The sequence below is a fragment of the Pseudomonas sp. NA-150 genome, assembly GCF_044336365.1.
GTDB lineage: Bacteria > Pseudomonadota > Gammaproteobacteria > Pseudomonadales > Pseudomonadaceae > Aquipseudomonas.
This window is the reverse complement of the sequence record NZ_CP172305.1, coordinates 2817739-2837615: the sequence shown is the minus strand read 5'-3', so window position 1 is coordinate 2837615 and position 19877 is coordinate 2817739. Positions and strand designations below refer to the sequence as shown.

15 protein-coding genes and 2 pseudogenes are annotated in these 19877 nt (G+C 56.8%); 10 read left to right on the top strand and 7 right to left on the bottom strand.

Annotated elements, in window-relative coordinates:
• Window positions 1-35 precede the first annotated feature (35 nt).
• The 3 genes from gcl to ACF0H7_RS13585 are packed head-to-tail and all read left to right on the top strand — an operon-like array spanning window position 36 to window position 3532.
• Window positions 36-1811 (top strand): glyoxylate carboligase, encoded by a 1776-nt coding sequence (gcl, locus tag ACF0H7_RS13595; RefSeq protein ID WP_397453257.1) that lies wholly within the window; start codon window positions 36-38, stop codon window positions 1809-1811.
• Window positions 1812-1836: 25 nt separating this feature from the next.
• Window positions 1837-2619, top strand: coding sequence for a hydroxypyruvate isomerase (gene hyi / locus ACF0H7_RS13590; RefSeq protein WP_397453256.1), 783 nt, complete (start codon window positions 1837-1839; stop codon window positions 2617-2619).
• A gap of 16 nt (window positions 2620-2635) precedes the next feature.
• Window positions 2636-3532, top strand: coding sequence for a 2-hydroxy-3-oxopropionate reductase (locus ACF0H7_RS13585; protein WP_397453255.1), 897 nt, complete (start codon window positions 2636-2638; stop codon window positions 3530-3532).
• A gap of 55 nt (window positions 3533-3587) precedes the next feature.
• On the opposite strand, the gene ACF0H7_RS13580 is transcribed toward ACF0H7_RS13585, so the two are convergent.
• The 6 genes from ACF0H7_RS13580 to acnA all read right to left on the bottom strand — a co-directional run bounded on the left by ACF0H7_RS13580 (window position 3588) and on the right by acnA (window position 11737).
• Window positions 3588-5264: an NAD-dependent malic enzyme gene (locus ACF0H7_RS13580; RefSeq protein WP_397453254.1), complete on the bottom strand. Its 1677-nt coding sequence runs from the start codon at window positions 5262-5264 to the stop codon at window positions 3588-3590.
• Window positions 5265-5397: 133 nt separating this feature from the next.
• Window positions 5398-6150 (bottom strand): transporter substrate-binding domain-containing protein, encoded by a 753-nt coding sequence (locus ACF0H7_RS13575; protein ID WP_397453888.1) that lies wholly within the window; start codon window positions 6148-6150, stop codon window positions 5398-5400.
• A complete protein-coding gene (locus ACF0H7_RS13570) occupies window positions 6150-6617 on the bottom strand; it encodes a hypothetical protein (protein WP_397453253.1) in 468 nt (155 codons plus the stop codon). The genes ACF0H7_RS13575 and ACF0H7_RS13570 overlap by 1 nt, the downstream gene beginning before the upstream one ends.
• 32 nt (window positions 6618-6649) lie before the next feature.
• Window positions 6650-7876 carry a lactonase family protein gene (locus tag ACF0H7_RS13565; protein WP_397453252.1) on the bottom strand — a complete coding sequence of 409 codons (1227 nt, stop codon included), beginning with the start codon at window positions 7874-7876 and terminating at the stop codon, window positions 6650-6652.
• A gap of 75 nt (window positions 7877-7951) precedes the next feature.
• Window positions 7952-9100, bottom strand: a complete 1149-nt coding sequence (gene prpF / locus ACF0H7_RS13560) for a 2-methylaconitate cis-trans isomerase PrpF (RefSeq protein ID WP_397453251.1) — start codon at window positions 9098-9100, stop codon at window positions 7952-7954.
• Between the two features lie 30 nt (window positions 9101-9130).
• Window positions 9131-11737, bottom strand: a complete 2607-nt coding sequence (gene acnA, locus ACF0H7_RS13555; protein ID WP_397453250.1) for an aconitate hydratase AcnA — start codon at window positions 11735-11737, stop codon at window positions 9131-9133.
• Window positions 11738-11963: 226 nt separating this feature from the next.
• Between acnA and ACF0H7_RS13550 the strand changes: the two genes are divergently transcribed.
• The 4 genes and pseudogenes from ACF0H7_RS13550 to ACF0H7_RS13535 all read left to right on the top strand — a co-directional run bounded on the left by ACF0H7_RS13550 (window position 11964) and on the right by ACF0H7_RS13535 (window position 15862).
• Window positions 11964-12851: an FCD domain-containing protein gene (locus ACF0H7_RS13550; RefSeq protein ID WP_397453249.1), complete on the top strand. Its 888-nt coding sequence runs from the start codon at window positions 11964-11966 to the stop codon at window positions 12849-12851.
• Between the two features lie 185 nt (window positions 12852-13036).
• Window positions 13037-14413, top strand: coding sequence for an MFS transporter (locus tag ACF0H7_RS13545; protein WP_397453248.1), 1377 nt, complete (start codon window positions 13037-13039; stop codon window positions 14411-14413).
• 6 nt (window positions 14414-14419) lie between these two features.
• Window positions 14420-14734 (top strand): annotated as a pseudogene (locus tag ACF0H7_RS13540) (aldehyde dehydrogenase family protein); the annotation flags it as partial.
• Window positions 14735-14755: 21 nt separating this feature from the next.
• Window positions 14756-15862 carry an NAD(P)/FAD-dependent oxidoreductase gene (locus ACF0H7_RS13535; RefSeq protein WP_397453247.1) on the top strand — a complete coding sequence of 369 codons (1107 nt, stop codon included), beginning with the start codon at window positions 14756-14758 and terminating at the stop codon, window positions 15860-15862.
• A gap of 83 nt (window positions 15863-15945) precedes the next feature.
• Here the strand turns inward: ACF0H7_RS13535 and ACF0H7_RS13530 are convergent, their stop codons facing one another.
• Entirely contained in the window at window positions 15946-17739 is a 1794-nt protein-coding gene (locus ACF0H7_RS13530; RefSeq protein ID WP_397453246.1) for an alpha/beta fold hydrolase, read from the bottom strand.
• 272 nt (window positions 17740-18011) lie between these two features.
• Here ACF0H7_RS13530 and ACF0H7_RS13525 point away from each other — a divergent pair, with 272 nt between their 5' ends.
• The 3 genes and pseudogenes from ACF0H7_RS13525 to xth all read left to right on the top strand — a co-directional run bounded on the left by ACF0H7_RS13525 (window position 18012) and on the right by xth (window position 19847).
• Complete coding sequence (locus tag ACF0H7_RS13525) at window positions 18012-18527, top strand: (2Fe-2S)-binding protein (protein WP_397453245.1); 516 nt, start codon at window positions 18012-18014, stop codon at window positions 18525-18527.
• Window positions 18524-18855 (top strand): annotated as a pseudogene (locus ACF0H7_RS13520) (xanthine dehydrogenase family protein subunit M); the annotation flags it as partial. The gene ACF0H7_RS13525 and the pseudogene ACF0H7_RS13520, both read left to right, overlap by 4 nt.
• Before the next feature lie 155 nt (window positions 18856-19010).
• The gene (xth, locus tag ACF0H7_RS13515; RefSeq protein ID WP_397453244.1) at window positions 19011-19847 is read left to right on the top strand and encodes an exodeoxyribonuclease III; all 837 of its coding nucleotides are present in this window, start codon (window positions 19011-19013) and stop codon (window positions 19845-19847) included.
• Window positions 19848-19877: the final 30 nt, after the last annotated feature.

Here is a 19877-nt window from a genome sequence, read left to right as displayed (position 1 = left end):
GGTGTACAAAAAATATCGAATCACGGAGAGTCCCCATGCCCCTCATGAAAGCTATCGAAGCCGCCGTTCTGGTGATGCGCCGCGAAGGCATCAATACCGCCTTCGGCATCCCCGGCGCGGCCATCAATCCGCTGTATGCCGCGCTGAAAGCGCTGGGCGGTATCGATCACGTGCTGGCCCGGCACGTGGAAGGCGCTTCGCACATGGCCGAGGGCTACACCCGCGCCGTGGCCGGGAATATCGGTGTGTGCATCGGTACCTCGGGCCCGGCCGGCACCGACATGATTACCGGGCTGTATTCGGCGTCTGCCGATTCGATTCCGATCCTGTGCATTACCGGCCAGGCGCCGCGTGCCCGGCTGCACAAGGAAGACTTCCAGGCCGTGGACATTTCGACTATCGCCGCTCCGGTGTGCAAGTGGGCGACCACGGTGATGGAACCCGGCCAAGTCCCCTACGTGTTCCAAAAAGCTTTCCAGATCATGCGCAGTGATCGTCCGGGCCCGGTCCTGATCGACTTGCCGTTCGACGTGCAAATGGCCGAGATCGAGTTCGACATCGACGCCTATGAACCGCTGCCCGTGGTCAAGCCGAAGGCCAGCCGCCAGCAGGCCGAAAAAGCCATGGCCTTGCTCAACCAGGCGGATCGCCCCCTGATCGTCGCGGGCGGCGGCATCATCAACGCCGATGCCTCGGCCTTGCTGGTGGAGTTCGCCGAACTGACCGGCATTCCAGTGATTCCGACACTGATGGGCTGGGGCTGTATTCCCGATGACCACCCCCAAATGGCGGGCATGGTCGGCCTGCAAACGTCCCATCGCTATGGCAACGCGACGATGCTTGAATCGGACGCGGTGATCGGTATCGGCAATCGCTGGGCCAACCGTCATACCGGTTCAATCCCCGTGTACACAGAGGGGCGTCGGTTCATCCACATCGACATCGAGCCCACCCAGATCGGCCGCGTGCTGATGCCGGAACTGGGCATCGTGTCGGATGCCGGCAGCGCGTTGCAGATGCTGCTGGAGGTCGCCCGTGAATGGCATACGGCAGGTCGCCTGAAGAACTTCGCTGCCTGGTTGAGCAGTTGCCAGCAACGCAAGAGCCGCCTGCAACGCAAGACGCACTTCGACAACATGCCGATCAAGCCACAACGGGTGTACGAAGAGATGAATCGCTTCTTCGGTCAGGACACCTGCTACATCAGCACCATCGGCCTGTCGCAGATTGCCGGGGCGCAGTTTCTGCACGTCTACAAACCTCGGCACTGGATCAATTGTGGTCAGGCCGGGCCGCTGGGCTGGACGATTCCGGCAGCGCTGGGCGTGGTAAAGGCCGATCCACAGCGGCAAGTGGTTGCGCTGTCCGGCGATTACGATTTCCAGTTCATGATCGAAGAACTCGCGGTGGGCGCGCAGTTCAAGCTGCCCTACATCCACGTGGTGGTGAACAACGCCTACCTGGGCCTTATCCGCCAGGCCCAACGTGGCTTTGATATGGATTACTGCGTGCAACTGGCGTTCGACAACATCAACGCCCCGGAACTTGAAGGCTACGGCGTCGACCATATTGCGGTCGCCGAAGGGCTGGGCTGCAAGGCCTTGCGCGTGACTGATCCGGCGCACCTGCAAGCCGCCTTCGCCGAAGCCCGCGCGCTTATGGCTCAACACCGGGTTCCGGTGGTGGTCGAGGTCATTCTGGAACGCGTCACCAATATCGCCATGGGCACCGAAATCAACGCCATCAACGAATTCGAGCCGCTGGCCGAATGCGCTGCCGATGCGCCTACGTCCATCAATCCAATGCGCTGATCAACGTTCGTACCGGAGAAAATTCATGACCCGCCTATGCGCCAATCTGTCGATGCTGTTCACCGAGCAACCCTTCCTGCAGCGTTTTGCTGCGGCCGCCTCCGCGGGTTTCAGCGGTGTGGAATACCTGTTCCCCTACGAGTTCGGGTCCGCCGAAATCAAAGCGCAGCTGGATGAACATGGTCTCACCCAGGTGCTGTTCAACCTGCCGCCTGGCGACTGGGGCAAAGGCGAACGCGGAATTGCCTGCCATCCGGACAGAGTCGAGGAATTCAAGGCGGGCGTCGATCTGGCCATCGAGTATGCCAAGGTCTTGGGCAACACCCAGATCAACTGCCTGGCCGGTATTGCCCCCACCGGCGTTGACCCCGCAGCGGTGCGGCAGACCTTCGTCGACAACCTGAAATACGCCAGCGCAAAACTCGACGCGGTGGGCATTCGCCTGGTCATGGAGATGATCAACACCCGTGACATCCCCGGTTTTTTCCTGACCACAACGGCACAGGCGCTGGACATTCACCAACAGGTCGGCAGTGCCAATCTGTTCCTGCAATACGACATCTACCACATGCAAATCATGGAAGGCGACCTGGCACGAACCCTGGAAGAGCGACTGTCGGTGATCAACCATGTGCAGCTGGCGGATAACCCTGGCCGCCATGAACCTGGAACGGGTGAGATCAACTACCGCTTCCTGTTCGAGCACCTCACGCGCATCGGCTACGACGGCTGGATTGGCTGCGAATACAAACCGTTGACCACCACCGAAGCCGGCCTGGGCTGGCTGAAAACCCACAACCTTATCTGACCAAAAGGCATCGAACATGGCGACTATCGGATTTATCGGCACGGGCATCATGGGCCTCCCCATGGCGCAAAACCTGATCAAGGCCGGCCATCAGCTGTTCCTTTCGAGCCACCACAGCCCTCCCCCCAAAGCCCTCACTGACGCTGGCGCCGAGGTGGTGACGAACCCGCGGGAAGTGGCTCGGGCAGCAGAGTTCATCATCGTGATGGTTCCGGATACGCCCTATGTGGAGGTGGTACTCTTCGGCGAAAACGGCGTCGCCGAAGGGATGGGGCCCAACAAAGTGGTCATCGACATGAGCTCGATTTCACCCTCGGCGACCAAAGCTTTCGCGGAAAAAATCGTCGCCACTGGCGCGCGTTATCTGGATGCCCCGGTATCGGGCGGCGAAGTCGGTGCCAAGGCTGGCACCCTGAGCGTCATGGTGGGCGGTGATCAGGAGGTATTCGATCGCGCCCTGCCCCTGCTCCAAAGCATGGGCAAGAACATCACGCTGGTCGGAGGCAACGGCGACGGTCAGACCGCAAAAGTGGCCAATCAGATTATCGTCGCCCTGAACATCCAGGCGGTGGCCGAAGCCTTGTTGTTTGCTGCCCGTAACGGTGCCGATCCCGCCAAGGTTCGCGAAGCGCTCATGGGCGGGTTCGCTTCGTCGAAGATTCTTGAAGTGCATGGCGAACGCATGATCAAGGGCACATTCGACCCTGGCTTCCGCATCGGTCTGCACCAGAAGGATCTGAACCTCGCACTTGAGGGCGCTCGTCAGTTGAACCTCAACCTGCCCAACACTGCCAATGCGCAACAGGTGCTCAGCACCTGTGCCGCGCTGGGCGGTAGCCACTGGGATCATTCGGCATTGATCAAAGGTCTGGAACACATGGCGAACTTTTCTATTCGCGAGCCCAAGCGCTGAGTCGTTTTACAGATAAAAAATCCCGCCGAATTGGCGGGATTTTTTGCACGATCCTTTAAACCGGACGACGCGCGTACTGTCGGTAAACCGGTTGCCAGAAGTGTTGCTCGATGGCGGCCTGCAGTGCCTCCTCGGATTGCGGCGCAGCAACGTTGTCTCGCTGCGCGGCCAAGCCGACCGCGAACGCAATGCGCTTGCTCACCGCCTGGACATCGCGCAACGGCGGCAGCATCTGCCCTGCCCCGGCGCTCTCGGCCAGCGCCTGGGCAGACGCCATGAGCATGCCGTCAGTGATGCGTGTCGCCTTGCTGGCAATCGCCCCCAGGCCGATACCGGGGAAGATGTAGGAGTTGTTGCACTGAGCAATGGGGAACACCTTGCCGAACAGCTCAACCGGAAGGAAAGGACTGCCTGTAGCCACCAGTGCTTGCCCTTGGGTCCATTGCAAAATGTCCTTGGGGTGCGCCTCGATCTGCGAGGTCGGGTTGGACAACGGCATGATGATCGGTTGCGGACAATGGGCGTGCAGGGTCTGGATAATCTGCTGGGTAAACAGACCGGACTTGCCCGACACGCCAATCAACACCGTAGGTTTGGCGTTACTCACCACCTCATGCAGCGACGGCCAGTCTCCACTGAACTGCCACTGCGCAAGCGATTCGCTGGAATGAGCCAGACGTTGCTGGAAATCGTAGAGATCAGGCTGACGATCAGTCAGCAAGCCTTTGCTGTTCAGCAGATAGACCTGGCCGCGCGCCTGGGACTCACTTAGACCTTCCAGTTGCATGGCGGCGATAATTTGCTCGGCGATGCCGCATCCGGCAGAGCCTGCACCGACAAACGCGATCGTTTGCTCCGAGAGACGCTGCCCTTTGGTCTTGCACGCCGCCAGCAATGTACCTACGGTCACCGCAGCGGTGCCCTGGATGTCATCGTTGAAGCAACACAACTGGTCGCGGTAGCGAGCCAATAACGGCATTGCATTGCTCAACGCGAAGTCTTCGAATTGCAGGATGACACCCGGCCAGCGGCGCTGGACGCCCTCTACAAACGCTTGCAGGAATTGATCGTACTCGGCCCCACGGACACGCTGCTGGCGACGACCGAAATACAGTGGGTCCTCCAGCAACGCCGGATTGTTGGTGCCGACATCTAGCACCACCGGCAGGGTATAGGCCGGACTGATGCCGCCACACGCGGTATACAGCGACAGCTTGCCGATGGGGATGCCCATGCCGCCGACGCCCTGATCACCGAGCCCCAGGATGCGCTCACAGTCACTGACGACGATGACTTTCACATTGTCCTTGGTGACGTTGGCGAGAATTTCGTCAATGCGCGCCTGATCGCCGATACCAATAAACAGCCCACGATGGCTGCGATAAATGCGCGAAAACTCCTGACACGCCTTACCGACCGTGGGTGTGTAGATGATCGGCAGCATTTCATCGAGATGATCGTCAACCAACCGATAGAACAACGTCTCGTTGAAGTCCTGAATGGAGCGCAACAGGATGTGCTTGTCCAACTCGCTGCCACATGCCCTGAATTGCTGATACGCCCGGTCAGCCTGCTGCTCGATGGTCTCCACTTGCTCGGGTAGCAATCCTGTCAGGTGCAGGGACTGCCGCTCTTGCTGGCTGAATGCCGTGCCCTTGTTGAGTAACGGCGTGCCGAGCAAGGTTGGACCAGTGAAAGGGACTTGCAGGGTGCGATCAATTGAGTCAGTCATCGGAACCTCCAGTGCTTTTTGTATTTTGAATTCAATATACACGGATGTGTCGCGATTCCAAGCCACCAAACAAGCCCAAAATCATGGCTCAGCAATAATTATTCCTGCTCCATAATTTCAAATAGCCCAGTTTTTAGCTCTTCACCGAGCGCACTGCACTTTGTGTGGCGACACGTGCATCCTGTTGTCCGCTATCAGCCAACGCCTTGGCCACGAAACCATTCGACAGCTGACGACTTATGAAAGCCTGTACGTATTCAGCTGCTTTACTCCTTGCTTTAGGAACGGCCATTGCTTGGCGGATCTCAGTGAAATTATCCAAAAGCACCTTTAGCTCTGGATTTGATCTCGCAATTCGCTCCAAAGGCTGGCGAACGCCCGCAGCGGCATCCAAGCTTTGCTCCAGGAAGACATCCACGGCTTCAGCGGAAGTGGGTGCTCTGATGAGTTCGGCGTGTTGAAGTGTTCTGCTCAGGTAAAGGTCATAGGCAGCACCACGTCCAACCGCAATTCTGCAGCCGAAGACGTCAAGCTCAGATGCGCTGTGAACTGAGCTTTCCTTACTGACGATGTATGTGCCATCTATGCTCACGTAATGAGTCGAAAAGGCGATTTTTTCCGCACGCACAGGTTCGATAGCCAGGAATGCCAGGTCCCAAAGCTCATTTTCCAATGCAGCAAAAACCTTTCCGGCAGCATCGTAAGGGATGAGCTGAATGGAGACTTCTAGTTCCTGCGCCAGTTTGTTAGCCAGTGCTACCGATACACCTTTAAGGTCACCAGTAGCCTCCTCTCGCTGGGCCAGGACTGGGTTACCTAAATTAATGGCAACCCTCATCTGGCCTGTCGGGGCCAGATCACTGCGTGCAACGGCAACGTCATTCATCACGGTCTTTCGCCCCTTTCAGACTCAGGTACGTCGAAGCAGTTTATTTCCTGGCGGCTAGCGATAACTTTCCCAACGACCAACACCAACACCAACACCAACAACACGCCAACAGCTCCAGCGGCATCGCTCGACCAAGAAGGCGTGACGGGCAAAGTTATATCCGTGATTGCCATGCTGTCGGCAATCCATCCGAGCAGCCCCGCGCCGAAGGTGATAACGACTGGGAAGTGATCCGTGAAATGAAGCACCAACTTGCTCCCCCAAATGATGATCGGAATGCTGATTACGATGCCGAATATCACCAGTTCCAGCTTTCCATTGGATGCGCCGACCACCGCAACCAGGTTGTCGTGCGAACCCTCGCTTTCAGGCACCAGAAGCTTGATTCCGATCCACAGGAGAAGCGCGGTTCCAATCAACTTCAGATACGGCAACTCCAAGAATTGGAGAGCGAAGAAAATCAAGGTCTTCGCTCCAGGCTATGCAAAACCAGCCATCAAGTCGTTTTGAAAATCATGCAGACTGGACTGCCTGTCTTTATCGATTGCCCATTAGCGGTCAGCCCGCCCGTTGCTCGATCGACATCGAAGGAGATGATGTTGTCGCTTTCCTCGTTAGCAACTAAGAGGCGTGAGCCATCGGGTGTGAGGTTCATAAAGCGCGGCTTACGTCCCAACGATGGCGTGTGGCCCTTAATCGAAAAGCCGCCGTTCTCCTCAATCGAAAAGGTGGCAACGCTATCGTGCCCGCGATTCGACACGTAGAGGTATTTTCCAGATGGCGCCATGGCGATGGCTGCGGCACGACTGTTTCCAGTGAAGTTGGAAGGTAATGTAGGCAAAATCTCCTGTGCGGTTAGTACACCTTGCTCTGCCTCATAGGCAAAGCCAGTGACAGTACTATCGAGCTCATTGACCACGTACGCATATTTGCCGCCAGGGGCGAACACGATATGGCGAGGGCCGGAACCTTCTCTCGATTTGACCATGCTGACCTGGGTAGCAGTGAGTTTCGCGTTGTTATTTTGGACGCGGTAAACAAACACCCCGTCCAGTCCCTTATCGGGAATCACAAGGAAACGGCCCGACGGATCAAAGGGAATCATATGGGGATGCGAACCGCTTTGCTCGACTCTATGAGGGCCAGCTTCACCTGGCAGCAATTCAGGAATAGACGACGACCCTAGGCTGCCGTCGTCCTGAATTGGGAATAAAGCAAAGCTCCCAGCCGCATAGTTGGCAACGGCCAGAAAATTATTCGTCGGATCGACGCTTAAATGGACTGGGTTTTTACCCTGGGTGCTGACGGTATTGAGCTTACTCAGTTCTCCAGTCTTGGCATCGATGGCAAAGGAGCTGACCTCACTTAGATCACCATGCACACAATAGAGGTGAGTTTGAGGATGATTGAAGGTCAAAAAGGATGGGTTAACCAAATCGTTTAGGGTCTGAACCAGAGTGCATGCCCCGGTTTCAGGTTCGTAGCGATAGACAGTGATGCCATCACCGCGTGCATTTCGCTCTCTGGTGGTACGTGAGCCGACGTATGCAAACCGAGGTGCCTGAACAGTCTTGTTATTGGCCATTTTGTTTTCACCGCTTGTAGACGCTGCGCTCGCAGGAATGTTGTAACTTGCGGCCACGATCCCACCTGCCGTTATGGCTGACAGTTGTACGAATCGACGGCGATTCATTGAATGACGCGGAATCTCGGATGAGCTCATGATGCTTATCTCATTGTTTTTATTATTCAGTTTGAGTGTGCTGCCGGGATTGAACCGGCAGGAGCACTGGCGGAGTCAGAGCACTTCGGGGATACGTACCCAGCCTTCCATCAAACGACGGGCGCTGCGACTCATCACGGCCTTTTCTACGATCCAGGCACCACCCTTCAGGACAGTCTTCGCTCCGACAGCCACGCTACCTGCGGTGTGTCCCATGCGTACCTGGCGATCACCGATGTCGCCAACGACGTGATTAACCAACGTGCCATCCAGTGCCGCCGCTACCGCTACAGCAACTGCGCCGGTTCCAGTAATGGCATGGTGTAACTTGCCCATGGACATGATTCGGGCAATCACGTCGATGTCATGCGGCTGCACCTGCTTGCCACCTGCAGCCTGGTAAGCTTGCGGTTGGGCGACAAAGCAGAGCTTGGGCGTGTGCGGGCGAAGACGAGTTGCCTCTTCAGCGCTATCCGCCAATCCCATTGCCACCGTGCAATGAGCACGAATTGACTCAAGACGGGTAAGAAGAGCCGTGTCCCCATTGACCTGATCCTGCGTTTCAGTGCCCTTGAGACCTATTGCCAGTGCATCAATGAAGATCGTAGGGTTACCCGCATTGAGCAGAGTTACCGACAACTTCCCGATACCTGGAATATCTACCTGATCCACTGCGTTCCCGGTCGGAAGAATGCTTCCATCGGAACCACCTGGCTCCATGAACTCAACGACGATCTCAGCTGCTGGGAAAGCGACGCCATCGAGCACGAAGTCACCTTCTTCTTGAACCTCGCCATCGCGCATAGGCACGTGGGCAATGATGCGTTTTTGAATGTTCGCCTGCCAGATACGAACAACAGCTATACCGTCGCGAGGTGCGTCCACCAAACCTTCAGAGATCGCGTAGGGGCCAACAGCCGAGCTCAGGTTTCCACAATTGCCAGACCAGTCGATTACAGGTGTTTCGATTGCGGGTGCACCAAAGAGGTAGTCCACATCGCAATCGTCACGAGTGGACTTCCCAATGATCACCACCTTGCTCGTGCTGGAGGTCGCACCGCCCATGCCATCGATCTGTTTGCCGTACACATCTGGGCTTCCGATAACACGAAGCAGAATTGCGTCTCGCTCAGCGCCCGCGGCAGGTAGGCTCTCATCGAGGAAGAAGACACCTTTACTCGAGCCACCGCGCATGTATACGGCGGGAATACGTCTTTGAGTCATTTCATTTCTCCTACAGAGGATGGCGTTGCATCAGTTAACGGAGGCATTCTTCATGCTCTCGATAAGCAGCTGTGGCAGAAGCCCTCCACTGCGGAAGTAACGAACATCCTCAAAGGTATCCAGGCGGCTCATCACGGTTACCCGTTCCTTCTCAGCATTCTCACGCTCAATCACCAGAGTAATTTTCTCCCCCGGCTTGAACTCTTCAGTGATGCCTTCAACGCTGAATGTTTCGCGTCCGTTGAGCCCCAAGCTTTGGCGGGAAACGCCTTCTTCGAACTGCAATGGCAGGATGCCCAGCCCCGCAAGGTTGGTACGGTGAATACGTTCAAAGCTTTCGGCCACGACTACCCGCACACCCAACAGTCGAGGGCCCTTGGCAGCCCAGTCACGCGAAGAACCACTGCCGTATTCCTTGCCGGCAACAACAATTAGCGACTGTTTACGTTCCGCATAAAGTTCTGCTGCTTGGAAAATCGTGGTGATCTCTTTCTCAGGGAGCAGCAATGTCCAAGGGCCTTCACGGCCATCTTCCAACAGTTCGTTTTTCAGGCGTGGACTCGCAAATGTTGCGCGCTGAGCAGCTTCATGGTTACCACGACGAGTGCCGTACGAATTGAAATCAGGCACTGCAATACCTTTTGACTGAAGGTACTGACCTGCATCGCTTTCAGGCAAGATTGCCCCGGACGGAGAAATATGATCGGTCGTGATGTTGTCCGAGAGCATGACCAATACACGCATGTTGCTCAGGTCTTTGCTGATATCTGTGGCGGTCACCGCATCACTCCAGTAGGGAGGTTTACGGATATAGGTGCTGTCGGCCTGCCATGCATACTGGTCACTCACACCCGCACGCAGATCGCTGGCAATTAGTCCTGCTTCGCGCGGAACGTCTTCGTATGCCTTGTCGAAAAGGTCAGCAGTGAGGTTGTCTGCTTCGATGCGAGTGAGTTCTTCGTCGCTTGGCCACAGTTCATGCAGGTAAACCGGTACGCCATTGTCATCAAGGCCCAAAGCGTCCTTTTCAGGGTCAATCAGATAGGTGCCCGCGATGGCGTAGGCAACAATCAACGGTGGCGACATGATGAAGACTTCGCGAGCCAACGGGTGGACACGACCTTCAAAGTTACGGTTACCAGAAGTGGCCGCGACAGTATCCAGCTTGCGAGTCCGGATCTCGTCTTCGATTTCAGTGCTCAGCAGCGGGCCCGACATACCGTTACAGGTCGTGCAGCCGTATCCGACGAGGTTGAAACCCAAGGCGTCCAGGTCTTCATTTAAACCTGAGCGTTCCAGATAGTCAGTAACCACCCTGGAGCCAGGCGCAAAGGAAGTTTTAACCCAGGGCGCTCGTTTCAAACCCCGCTCGCGGGCGTTCCGAGCAACCAGCCCCGCAGCGATTACGCCACGTGGATTGGAAGTGTTCGTGCAGCTAGTGATGGCGGCGAGGACGATCGAACCGTTATCCAACGTGGTTGGAAGGTTGGTAGCAGGCGTCTTTTGTCCTAATACAATACGTTGGTGCGGTTGCTTAGGCCCGGCGATGGAGCGTGCAACCGCCCCAAGATCGAGCGTTACCACTCGGTTGTATTCCGCGCCTGCCAAGCTGTCATGCCACAGCCCTTGCGCACGAGCATAGGCTTCAGTCAGGCCAGAAATCTGGCCGCCGCGACCAGTCATGCGCAGGTAGTGAAGTGTGCGGTCGTTAATAGCAAACATCGCCGCAGTGGCACCAAATTCTGGAGCCATGTTGGACAAGGTTCCTCTGTCGGCCAGAGACAGTTGCGGAACACCAGGGCCGAAGAACTCTAAGAAGGAGCCAATCACACCGGCCTTACGAAGCAGCTCAGTCAACGCCAGTGCGATGTCGGTCGCCAAGTAGCCTTGAGGTAGTGTGCCCTCCAAACGAACACCGACGATTTCTGGCAGGCGGAGCATTAGTGATTTACCTAGCATCGCCGCCTCAGCTTCGATACCGCCGACACCCCAGCCCAACACACCAATGGCGTTGATCATCGTGGTGTGGCTATCAGTGCCCACCAGGGTATCCGGGAAAGCCCAAATCTCATCACCACGTCGCTGAGTCCCGACCACGGTAGTCAGGCGCTCAAGGTTGATCTGGTGAAGGATGCCTTTGCCTGACGGAATGATCGAAAGATTGCTGAATGCCTTATTACACCAATCCAGAAACTGGAAGCGCTCCGCGTTGCGTTCGCGTTCGATTTGCTCGTTGTCGGCAAGCGCAGTTGCGTCACCCCAGCGCTCTACGTTAAGCGAATGGTCAACGACAAGGTGAGTAGGAGTAACTGGGTTAACGAACCGAGGATTTCCACCTTTTTCCGCAACTGCATCTCTCAACCCAGCCAAGTCTACAAGTGCTGGCGTACCGAGCAAATCCTGCAACACAACGCGGGCGGGGCGAAACGGAATGTCGAATTCTTTGGAACGGGCGCAGATCACTTTCAGAGCAACTTCCGGATACTTCTCACCGCGCAAAACGTTCTCGGCGAGGACTCGCAAGCTGTAGGGGAGCTTGTCGTAATCACCGCCCAGGTCAGTCACGACCCCACGAATGTCGCTGACACGGTACTCGATGCCGTTGGCGGAAACGGTTCGACCCTTTGACTCAGGCATTGGCTAATCCTCACAGGCTGTACAGGCAATGTTTTTGCGAGGACATATTGCACTCTGTAATGATATAGGTCAATATTGATTCATCCAATTCACATCACCCCTGAGATCGGATGTGCCCCAAACCATGAGCGCCACTGTGCACGGTCACACCGCCGACGCTGCCACTAGGCGACCTGACACGTTAGAATGGCGATCCTCTGGTTCAGCTCTTCTGGTTCTCGACCCAATGCCTCTAAGCCCCCTACAAGCACGTATTGCGCGTGACATCGTTTCATACGTTCGACGCGAACGCTTCGGAATAGGACATCACCTCGTCGAGTCACAGCTGGCAACAACGCTCAACGTCTCAAGGACGCCAGTTAAATTTGCCATGGGCCACCTGGTCGAAAAGGGCATGCTGACTTACGACCGAAACCGAGGTTTTTTTCTAGCTCGTTCCAGCGATGACTTGGGCGACCTTGCCTCTGAGGTTATGGAGAAAAGCGATGACCCCCTCTACCTTAGATTCGCCGAGCTACGCCTTAGTAGACAGCTACCCGAGTTGTTCACTGAGATCGAGTTCATGCGCCAATTCGATGTCTCCAGAGCAGCGTTGAGAGCTGTTCTGTCACGCATCCAGCAGGAAGGATGGGTCGAGCAACGTGCAGGCCAAGGTTGGCGCCTCCTGCCGATGATTGACTCGGTGGAAGCATACGAAGAAAGCTATTCCTTTCGCGCAACCATTGAACCTTCGGGCCTGCTTTCGCCGTCATTTCAGATTGATCGTGAAACGCTAAACGCCTGCCGGAGACAGCAGGAGTTCATCGCAAGCGGTGGGTATCTGACCATGACACCACAGGAACTGTTCGAAGCGAACTCTCAGTTCCACGAAACACTGGCCGCCTGCTCAGGCAATCGTTTTCTTCAACAAACAGTCCGCCGTCTAGACCAACTTCGGCGCCTTGTTGAGTACCGCCAGGCTAGTACGCGAGCACCTCGAAAGGGCCAGGCGGAGGAACACCTCGCAATCTTAGATTGCTTGGAACGTGGTGATCGGCTTGCCGCTGCGGATCAAATGCGCAGACATTTGGAACAGGCCAGACGTCACAAAGTAGATCCTGCGCTGTTCGAGTAGCCCCCCCTAACTCCCACCATTGAAACCTCGCGCGACCATACGGATCGCGCGCGCTTTGTCTTGCCCGATCATATGCCAACGAATGCCGCACGCTCGTTGTCGCTTTCATGCCGTTTTTAAAAAACACGGATTGACTTATATCGTAATAAAGTACATTTTTAGCGCAAGCAAAACAAAGCGCTGGCATGGGTGCCTGCCTGAACACCCCCTCCTTGCCAACGCCTCGACCAAGCACCCACCACAATCAAAATAATGGTGAATACATGTCATACCGTAGAGGCTGGATAGCTGTTTTTCTGTTCACGCTGGCCATGATCAACTACATGGATCGGATCGCCTTATCCATTGCGGCCAAACCCATTGCTGAGGAGTTCCATCTGACGTCAGTGGGGATGGGCTACCTGTTCTCATCCTTCATCTGGAGCTACGCGTTGTTCCTAATTCCGGTCGGCTTACTGATCGATAAATTCGGAATTAAACGTGTTGGAGGTATAGGAATTTTTATTTGGTCGTTGGCGACTGCACTGACTGGGGCGGCATCTAGTTTTGCCAGCCTGCTAACCGCACGCCTGGTCATGGGTGCCGGTGAGTCGGTGAGTAATCCCGTCGGCGCCAAGGTCATCCGCGAATGGATACCAAGCACCGAGCGCGGCACAATCACAGCTATCTTCAACAGCGGTTCGTACGCTGGCCCGGCTATTTGCTCTGTTGTACTGGCTACTCTGGTTGCAATGTTCGGCTGGCGCATGTCATTCGTCATCGCAGGCTGCATTGGCTTTGTGTGGTTGGCGGCGTGGTTTTTCTTCTATGAGAAACCAGAAAAAGTGAAATGGCTGTCCGCTAATGAACGTGAACACATCGTTCAAACCCGCACTTCTAATGGCGCAAGCAGCGCGGCAACGATGACTTACGGGCTGAAAAAACTTCTGAAAACCCCAACAATTTGGGGCTTGGCAATTGCTCAGGGCTGCAACGTTTACACCCAGTACCTATTTCTGACCTGGCTACCGAGCTATCTACAAGAAGTCCGTCACTTGACCATCGCGAAAAGCGGCCTGTTAACAGCTATTCCATACGCAGCAGCAGTCATCCTTTGCATTGTCATCGGCAAACTCAGCGACCAGTATTTGAAAAATGGCAGCGGCGCGGCCTCAGAAAAACGTCGTAATGTCATCGCGATGACCATGATTGTCGCCAGTTGCATACTGCTTATTCCCTTCACCGATGACATTGCGTTGCTGGTGTTGATCTTCTCTCTTACCTTGGCCGGCATTGCATCTACCACGTCGCTGAATTTCTCACTACTGAACGACCTGCTCCCCAGCTCTGGAGATGTAGGCAGGGCGATGGCATTTGTCGTGGTAGGAGGAAACATCTTCGGCATGCTTGCCCCCGTGGTCACTGGCTATGTCATCAGTGCCACCGGAAGCTATAACTTGGCATTTGGCATTGCAGGCGCACTTTTGGTGACGGGTGCGGTCGTTATCCTGGCCATGACCAGGAAGCCGATGATCCCCGTGGAACAACGAGCCATCGATGTACTCGCTCCTCGTAGCGCTTGAGTGGTAGCTCTGGTTGCACGCGAAGAAACCTTTGGCCCGCTTGCGCCGTTGTTTCGCTTCAACGACGAGGCAGACGTGGTTGCTCAAGCTAATGACACCGAGTTCGGCTTGGCGGCCTATTTCTTCGCCCGGGACCTCTCCCGTGTGTTCCGCGTGGCCGAAGCCCTGGAGTATGGAATCATCGGGATCAACACTGGCATCATCTCCACCGAAACGGCACCTTTCGGTGGCGTGAAGTCTTCCGGGCTGGGCCGTGAAGGCTCCAAGTACGGGATCGAAGATTATCTGGAAATCAGCTACAGGTGCCTGGGCGGCATCTAACGACTAAAGGGAGTCGCTACAGTGAGTGTCGATATCGATTGCGTTGTCGTGGGTGCAGGTGTGGTCGGCCTTGCCGTCGCACGCGAAATGGCGCTGGCAGGTAATGAGGTGCTGGTCATAGAAGCCGGGGAAGCCATCGGTATCGGCACAAGCTCGCGTAACTCCGAAGTTATCCACGCGGGTATTTACTATCCGCCTGGAAGCCTCAAAGCCCAATTGTGTGTCGAGGGTAAGCATGAGCTCTACGCGTATTGCGAAACCCACGGAGTCAGCACGCGCAAAACCGGAAAACTGATCGTTGCCAAAGATGAAGCGCAAATTCGTCAGCTCGAGTCTTTGCTTGAGCGCGGACTTGAGAATGGTGTGAATGACTTGCGCCTGCTTGATCGCGATCAGGCACTCGCACTTGAACCTGCGCTCGAGTGCGTCGCAGCCTTATATTCGCCTTCTACCGGCATCGTGGATTCACATGCATTGATGTTGGCGCTGCAAGGTGATGCCGAAGCAGCGGGCACCAGCGTGGCGTTTTACTCGCCTTTACTCAGCGCCGAAGTGATCGCTGAAGGCTTCCTTTTGCACGTGGGAGGGGAAACGCCCATGGCGCTTTCCTGCCGCTTGCTGATCAACGCTGCCGGGCTTCAAGCGCCGGCATTGGCCAGACGCATAAAAGGCCTGCCGCAACACACGGTGCCTCAGGATTACTTGTGCAAAGGCAGTTACTTCAGTTCGTCCACACGCGCTCCTTTCACCCATCTCATCTACCCCGCGCCTGAGGCTGCCGGCCTCGGTGTGCACATGACTGTGGACCTGGGCGGGCAAGCACGTTTCGGCCCGGACACCGAATGGGTTGAGACCGAGGACTATCAGGTCGATCCAGCTCGCGCAGAGGTTTTCTACTCGGCCATCCGCAGTTACTGGCCTGGTTTGCCTGACAACAGCTTGCAGCCGGGATACAGCGGAATTCGCCCGAAAATTTCCGCCCCTGGCGAGCCTGCCCGTGACTTCCTCATCAGCAGTGAGCAGCAGCATGACGTTCCTGGATTGATCAATCTGTTCGGGATTGAATCGCCAGGATTGACCTCATGCCTTGCCATTGCCAAACGAGTCCGGGCACTGATTGACCTCTAACTGAAAGGACGCCGATCCACGCCTTCACGAAACGCTGAAACCCACGGCCGGCGTAGGCTCAGCTCAAGGAAGAGAGGGCAGCCTCAACGCTCCATGACGTAGGTGCCAGGCGCCGGGCAGAGAAGTGGGTACTTGCGCGATCCGAGTTTCTTCGGCGCTGGCAGGCTGTCGCCCGAACGCTGTCCGATCCATTCGCGCCAATGCGGCCACCAGCTACCTTGCTGGCGCTCCCCGGCGTTTTGCAGCCAGGTTTCCGGGGCCTCGGCGGTGGCAGGCGCCGCGTAGTAGAACGACTTGGGGTTGCCGGGGGGGTTCACCAGGCTCTGCAGGTGGCCGGCGTTGGACAACACGTAGGTTGCGTCCTCGCCAAACAGCCGGGCGGTGCCGTAGCAGCCCTGCCAGGGAGTGATGTGGTCGGTGGTGCCGCCAACCACATAGGCGCCCACCTTCACCTGGGTCATGTCAATCGACTCGCCGGCAATCTCCAGGGTGCCCGGGTTGCTGTAGGGATTCTGCTGGACCAGGTCGAGGTAGTCCGCATGCAATTGGGCGGGTAGCCGCGTGGTGTCGTTGTTCCAGGCGAGGATGTCGAAGGCCGGCGGCTTATTGCCCAGCAGGTAGTTGTTGACCCAGTAGTTCCAGATCAGGTCGTTGGGCCGCATCCAGGCGAACATACGGGCCATGCCCTGGCCGCTCAGCACGCCCTTGCGCCGAGAGCTGGCCTTGGCCGCGCGCAGGGAGGCCGGGGTGGTGAACAGCCCCAGGGTGGTGTCGTCCAGCGCCGAGGGCATGTCGAGCACGCACACGGCCCAACTGGTGTTGGCCACTTTGTGGCCTTCGCCACGGGCCGCCAGCCAACCGAGGTAGGCCGCCAGGGTGATACCGCCCGAGCAGGAGCCCCACATGTTCACGTCCTGGCTGCCGGTGATCCTGCGCGCCACGTCCACCGCCTGGTCGAGGCACAGCGCGTAGTCGGACAAACCCCAGTCGCGATGCTCGCTGGTGGGGTTTCGCCAACTGATGACGAACAGGTTCACACCGCTGTCCTGGATCCACTTGATCAGGCTTTTCTCTGGCGACAGGTCGATGGCGTAGTACTTGTTGATTTGCGGCGGAGACATCACCAAGGGCCGGGCATAGACGTTTTCGGTGGTGGGCGCAAACTGCAGCAGCTCGAACATCTCGTTGCGAAACACCACTTCGCCCTTGGCCGTAGCGACGTTTTCCCCGACCTTGAACGGCGTGCTGTCGACCTGCCTCGGGAGCCCACGGTTGGTCAGCATATCCTGGCCGAATTGGCGCATGCCCCTTGCCAGGCTCATGCCGCCGGTGTCCACCAGCTTGCGCAGCGCCACCGGATTGGTCAGCGGCGAGTTGCTCGGTGCCATCGCATCGAACAAGAGCGCAGCGACGAACTGGGCACGGCTCTTTTCCAGTGGGGCAAGGTCGGTGGATTCGATGAAGCGGGTCAACTCAGTTTGGCCGGCCAAGTAGCTCTGCAGCAGCGCGCGCAGGAAGGCGTTGGATTGCCAGGCCGGGTCGGCGAAGCGCTTGTCCTTGGGGTCTGGCGCGATGCTGGAGTTGCCGCCGGCGATGGCGCGTAGCGCCTTCAGGTAGCCACCCAGATGAGCCCCGGCCTTGAGCGGCGACGTGCTCACGGCCTTGAGCAGGTAACCGGCCGAGCTGGCCAGGTCCGCCGCGCGTACGCTGACTAGCGGACTGCCTGCCAGGGTCTGGTTGGTCGCTGTGCCGATCAGCTCGTGCTGCTGGGTGTTGTCCGGGAGATGTCTATCCTTGCGAGCGCGACGCTTTCGGCCGACTGCCGGGGGGCGCTGTGGGGGGATTGCGATCTCGCTCGTTCGGGTGGATCTGCTCATGGCGGCTCTCGTGTTTCCGGGCGCCGGGCCCGGTTGTTGTTATTGGCTCCGACTCTAGGGCGAAATTGCTGTGGCCACCTCTCATTGCACGACAGCAAATTTTCATTTCATGACAGTCGCAGTCGTGGGCCGAAGAGCCGCAACGTGGGGCCACCAGAAAGTGGACCTCGTGCAGCACCCGTCTACAAACTCTGAACGTTTGCCTGCCCCTCCGAGTCGTACTTCCAAGACGCAGTCAACTGCGCGGGTCGCCTACCTACCGTGAGGTTTCCATGACCACAATTTTCTTCGAAAACGCTGAGGGACAGACGATCGCCCTGACTCTAAATGGCGAACGTCGATCACTTCAGGTTCAGCCCTGGATCACTCTACTCGACCTGTTGCGCGATCAGCTTGATCTGGTGGGCACAAAAAAGGGTTGCGATCACGGTCAATGCGGCGCGTGTACCGTGCTGCGCGATGGCAAGCGGATCAATGCCTGCCTGACCCTGGCGATCATGTGCGAGGGGGCCGAGTTGATCACCATTGAGGGTCTGGCAGATGGAGAGAATCTGCACCCGATGCAGCGCGCCTTCATCACCCACGACGCTTTCCAATGCGGCTACTGCACCCCAGGGCAGATTTGCTCGGCGGCGGGCCTGGCTTACGAAGGGCGAGCGCATAATCGAGAGCAGATTCAAGAGCTAATGAGCGGCAACTTGTGCCGGTGCGGTGCATACACCAACATCATCGCTGCCGTTGAAGAAGCATTGCCGCTGACTCGCGACCAGGGAGAGCAGCACTCATGATGCCGTTCAGTTACAGCAAGCCTGATCGAGTGAGCGAAGCAGTGAGACTGGCTGGGCCGGGAACGCGTTTTATTGCAGGTGGCACCAACCTCATCGACCTGATGAAAGAAAACGTAGATCGCCCCGAACGCTTGATCGAGCAGCATTACCCTCTGCTGTCTCGTGCGATTCTTGCCTGCGCCTCTGCGCAATTACACGCTGCTATTACTTTTACGACATCAGCACGCCTTGCAATAAACGTGTGCCGGGTAGCGGCTGCCCTGCCCGCACGGGCCTCAACAGAATTCACGCGATACTGGGGGAAGCTAGTACGGGAGTTCCCCATCACGCTCGATAAAGTTTTGTAGTTCAAGGCGGATGTGCCAACGATTCGGGGTCTTCGATCATGTTATCGCTCCGCGCAGCTCCCCGAGATTTCAATCGCTTTCTCATCGCAGAGCCTCAGATGAGAAGGACATGAGGAAAACCGAGGGAGCAGCGGGAATGGAAAACCTGAAAATAGCGACGTTCAATGTCAACGGTATTGGTGCCAGGCTTACAAATCTTTTGCAGTGGCTCGAACGTGAGCGGCCGGATGTCGTTTGTCTGCAGGAACTCAAAGCGCAGGATAAGGCGTTCCCTGCCCGCGACCTTGAAGCAGCCGGTTATGGTTCTTTGCATCACGGCCAGGCATCGTGGAACGGAGTGGCGATTCTGGCACGCGACGCCGAGCCGCTACAGATTCATAAGGGCCTTCCTGGCGCAGAGGACGATACCCAGTCCCGTTATCTAGAGGCCGCAGTACAGGGTGTTATTGTTGCGTGCCTTTATCTGCCCAATGGAAATCCGCAGCCTGGCCCCAAGTTCGACTACAAGCTCAGGTGGTTCGAACATCTGATTGAGCACGCCAAAACATTGCAGTCCAGCGAACACCCCGTTGTCCTCGCAGGTGACTTCAACGTTGTGCCGACTGATCTGGACATCTACAACACTCGCTCCTGGCTCAAGGACGCATTGCTACAGCCCGAGAGCCGCGAGTGTTATCAACGACTGTTGGCGCAAGGCTGGGTCGACTCGATACGTCACTTGTATCCGGAGGAACGCGTTTACACGTTCTGGGATTATTTCCGCCAGCACTGGCAGAAAAATTCGGGCTTGCGTATTGATCACCTGCTGTTGAATCCGGTGCTGGCACCTCATCTGCAAAATGCCGGTGTGGACGCCTGGGTGCGCGGTGAACAGCATCCCAGTGATCACGCGCCGACATGGATTCAGATTGGCCCTCGCCAGTCAAAAAAGCGGGCGAGCAGCCATGACAGCGCAAACGCACATACGCGTTAGTCTCAAATAACATCCACGGCAGGAGAAACG

Bases quoted from the DNA above. Each gene is read 5' to 3' on its own strand.
- hyi (WP_397453256.1), top strand. From the start codon at position 1,837: ATGACCCGCCTATGCGCCAATCTGTCGATGCTGTTCACCGAGCAACCC.
- ACF0H7_RS13525 (WP_397453245.1), top strand. From the start codon at position 18,012: ATGACCACAATTTTCTTCGAAAACGCTGAGGGACAGACGATCGCCCTG.
- gcl (WP_397453257.1), top strand. From the start codon at position 36: ATGCCCCTCATGAAAGCTATCGAAGCCGCCGTTCTGGTGATGCGCCGC.
- ACF0H7_RS13530 (WP_397453246.1), bottom strand. From the start codon at position 17,739: ATGAGCAGATCCACCCGAACGAGCGAGATCGCAATCCCCCCACAGCGC.
- prpF (WP_397453251.1), bottom strand. From the start codon at position 9,100: ATGACTCAAAGACGTATTCCCGCCGTATACATGCGCGGTGGCTCGAGT.
- ACF0H7_RS13580 (WP_397453254.1), bottom strand. From the start codon at position 5,264: ATGACTGACTCAATTGATCGCACCCTGCAAGTCCCTTTCACTGGTCCA.
- xth (WP_397453244.1), top strand. From the start codon at position 19,011: ATGGAAAACCTGAAAATAGCGACGTTCAATGTCAACGGTATTGGTGCC.
- ACF0H7_RS13550 (WP_397453249.1), top strand. From the start codon at position 11,964: ATGCCTCTAAGCCCCCTACAAGCACGTATTGCGCGTGACATCGTTTCA.
- ACF0H7_RS13585 (WP_397453255.1), top strand. From the start codon at position 2,636: ATGGCGACTATCGGATTTATCGGCACGGGCATCATGGGCCTCCCCATG.
- ACF0H7_RS13565 (WP_397453252.1), bottom strand. From the start codon at position 7,876: ATGAGCTCATCCGAGATTCCGCGTCATTCAATGAATCGCCGTCGATTC.
- ACF0H7_RS13575 (WP_397453888.1), bottom strand. From the start codon at position 6,150: ATGAATGACGTTGCCGTTGCACGCAGTGATCTGGCCCCGACAGGCCAG.
- acnA (WP_397453250.1), bottom strand. From the start codon at position 11,737: ATGCCTGAGTCAAAGGGTCGAACCGTTTCCGCCAACGGCATCGAGTAC.
- ACF0H7_RS13545 (WP_397453248.1), top strand. From the start codon at position 13,037: ATGGGTGCCTGCCTGAACACCCCCTCCTTGCCAACGCCTCGACCAAGC.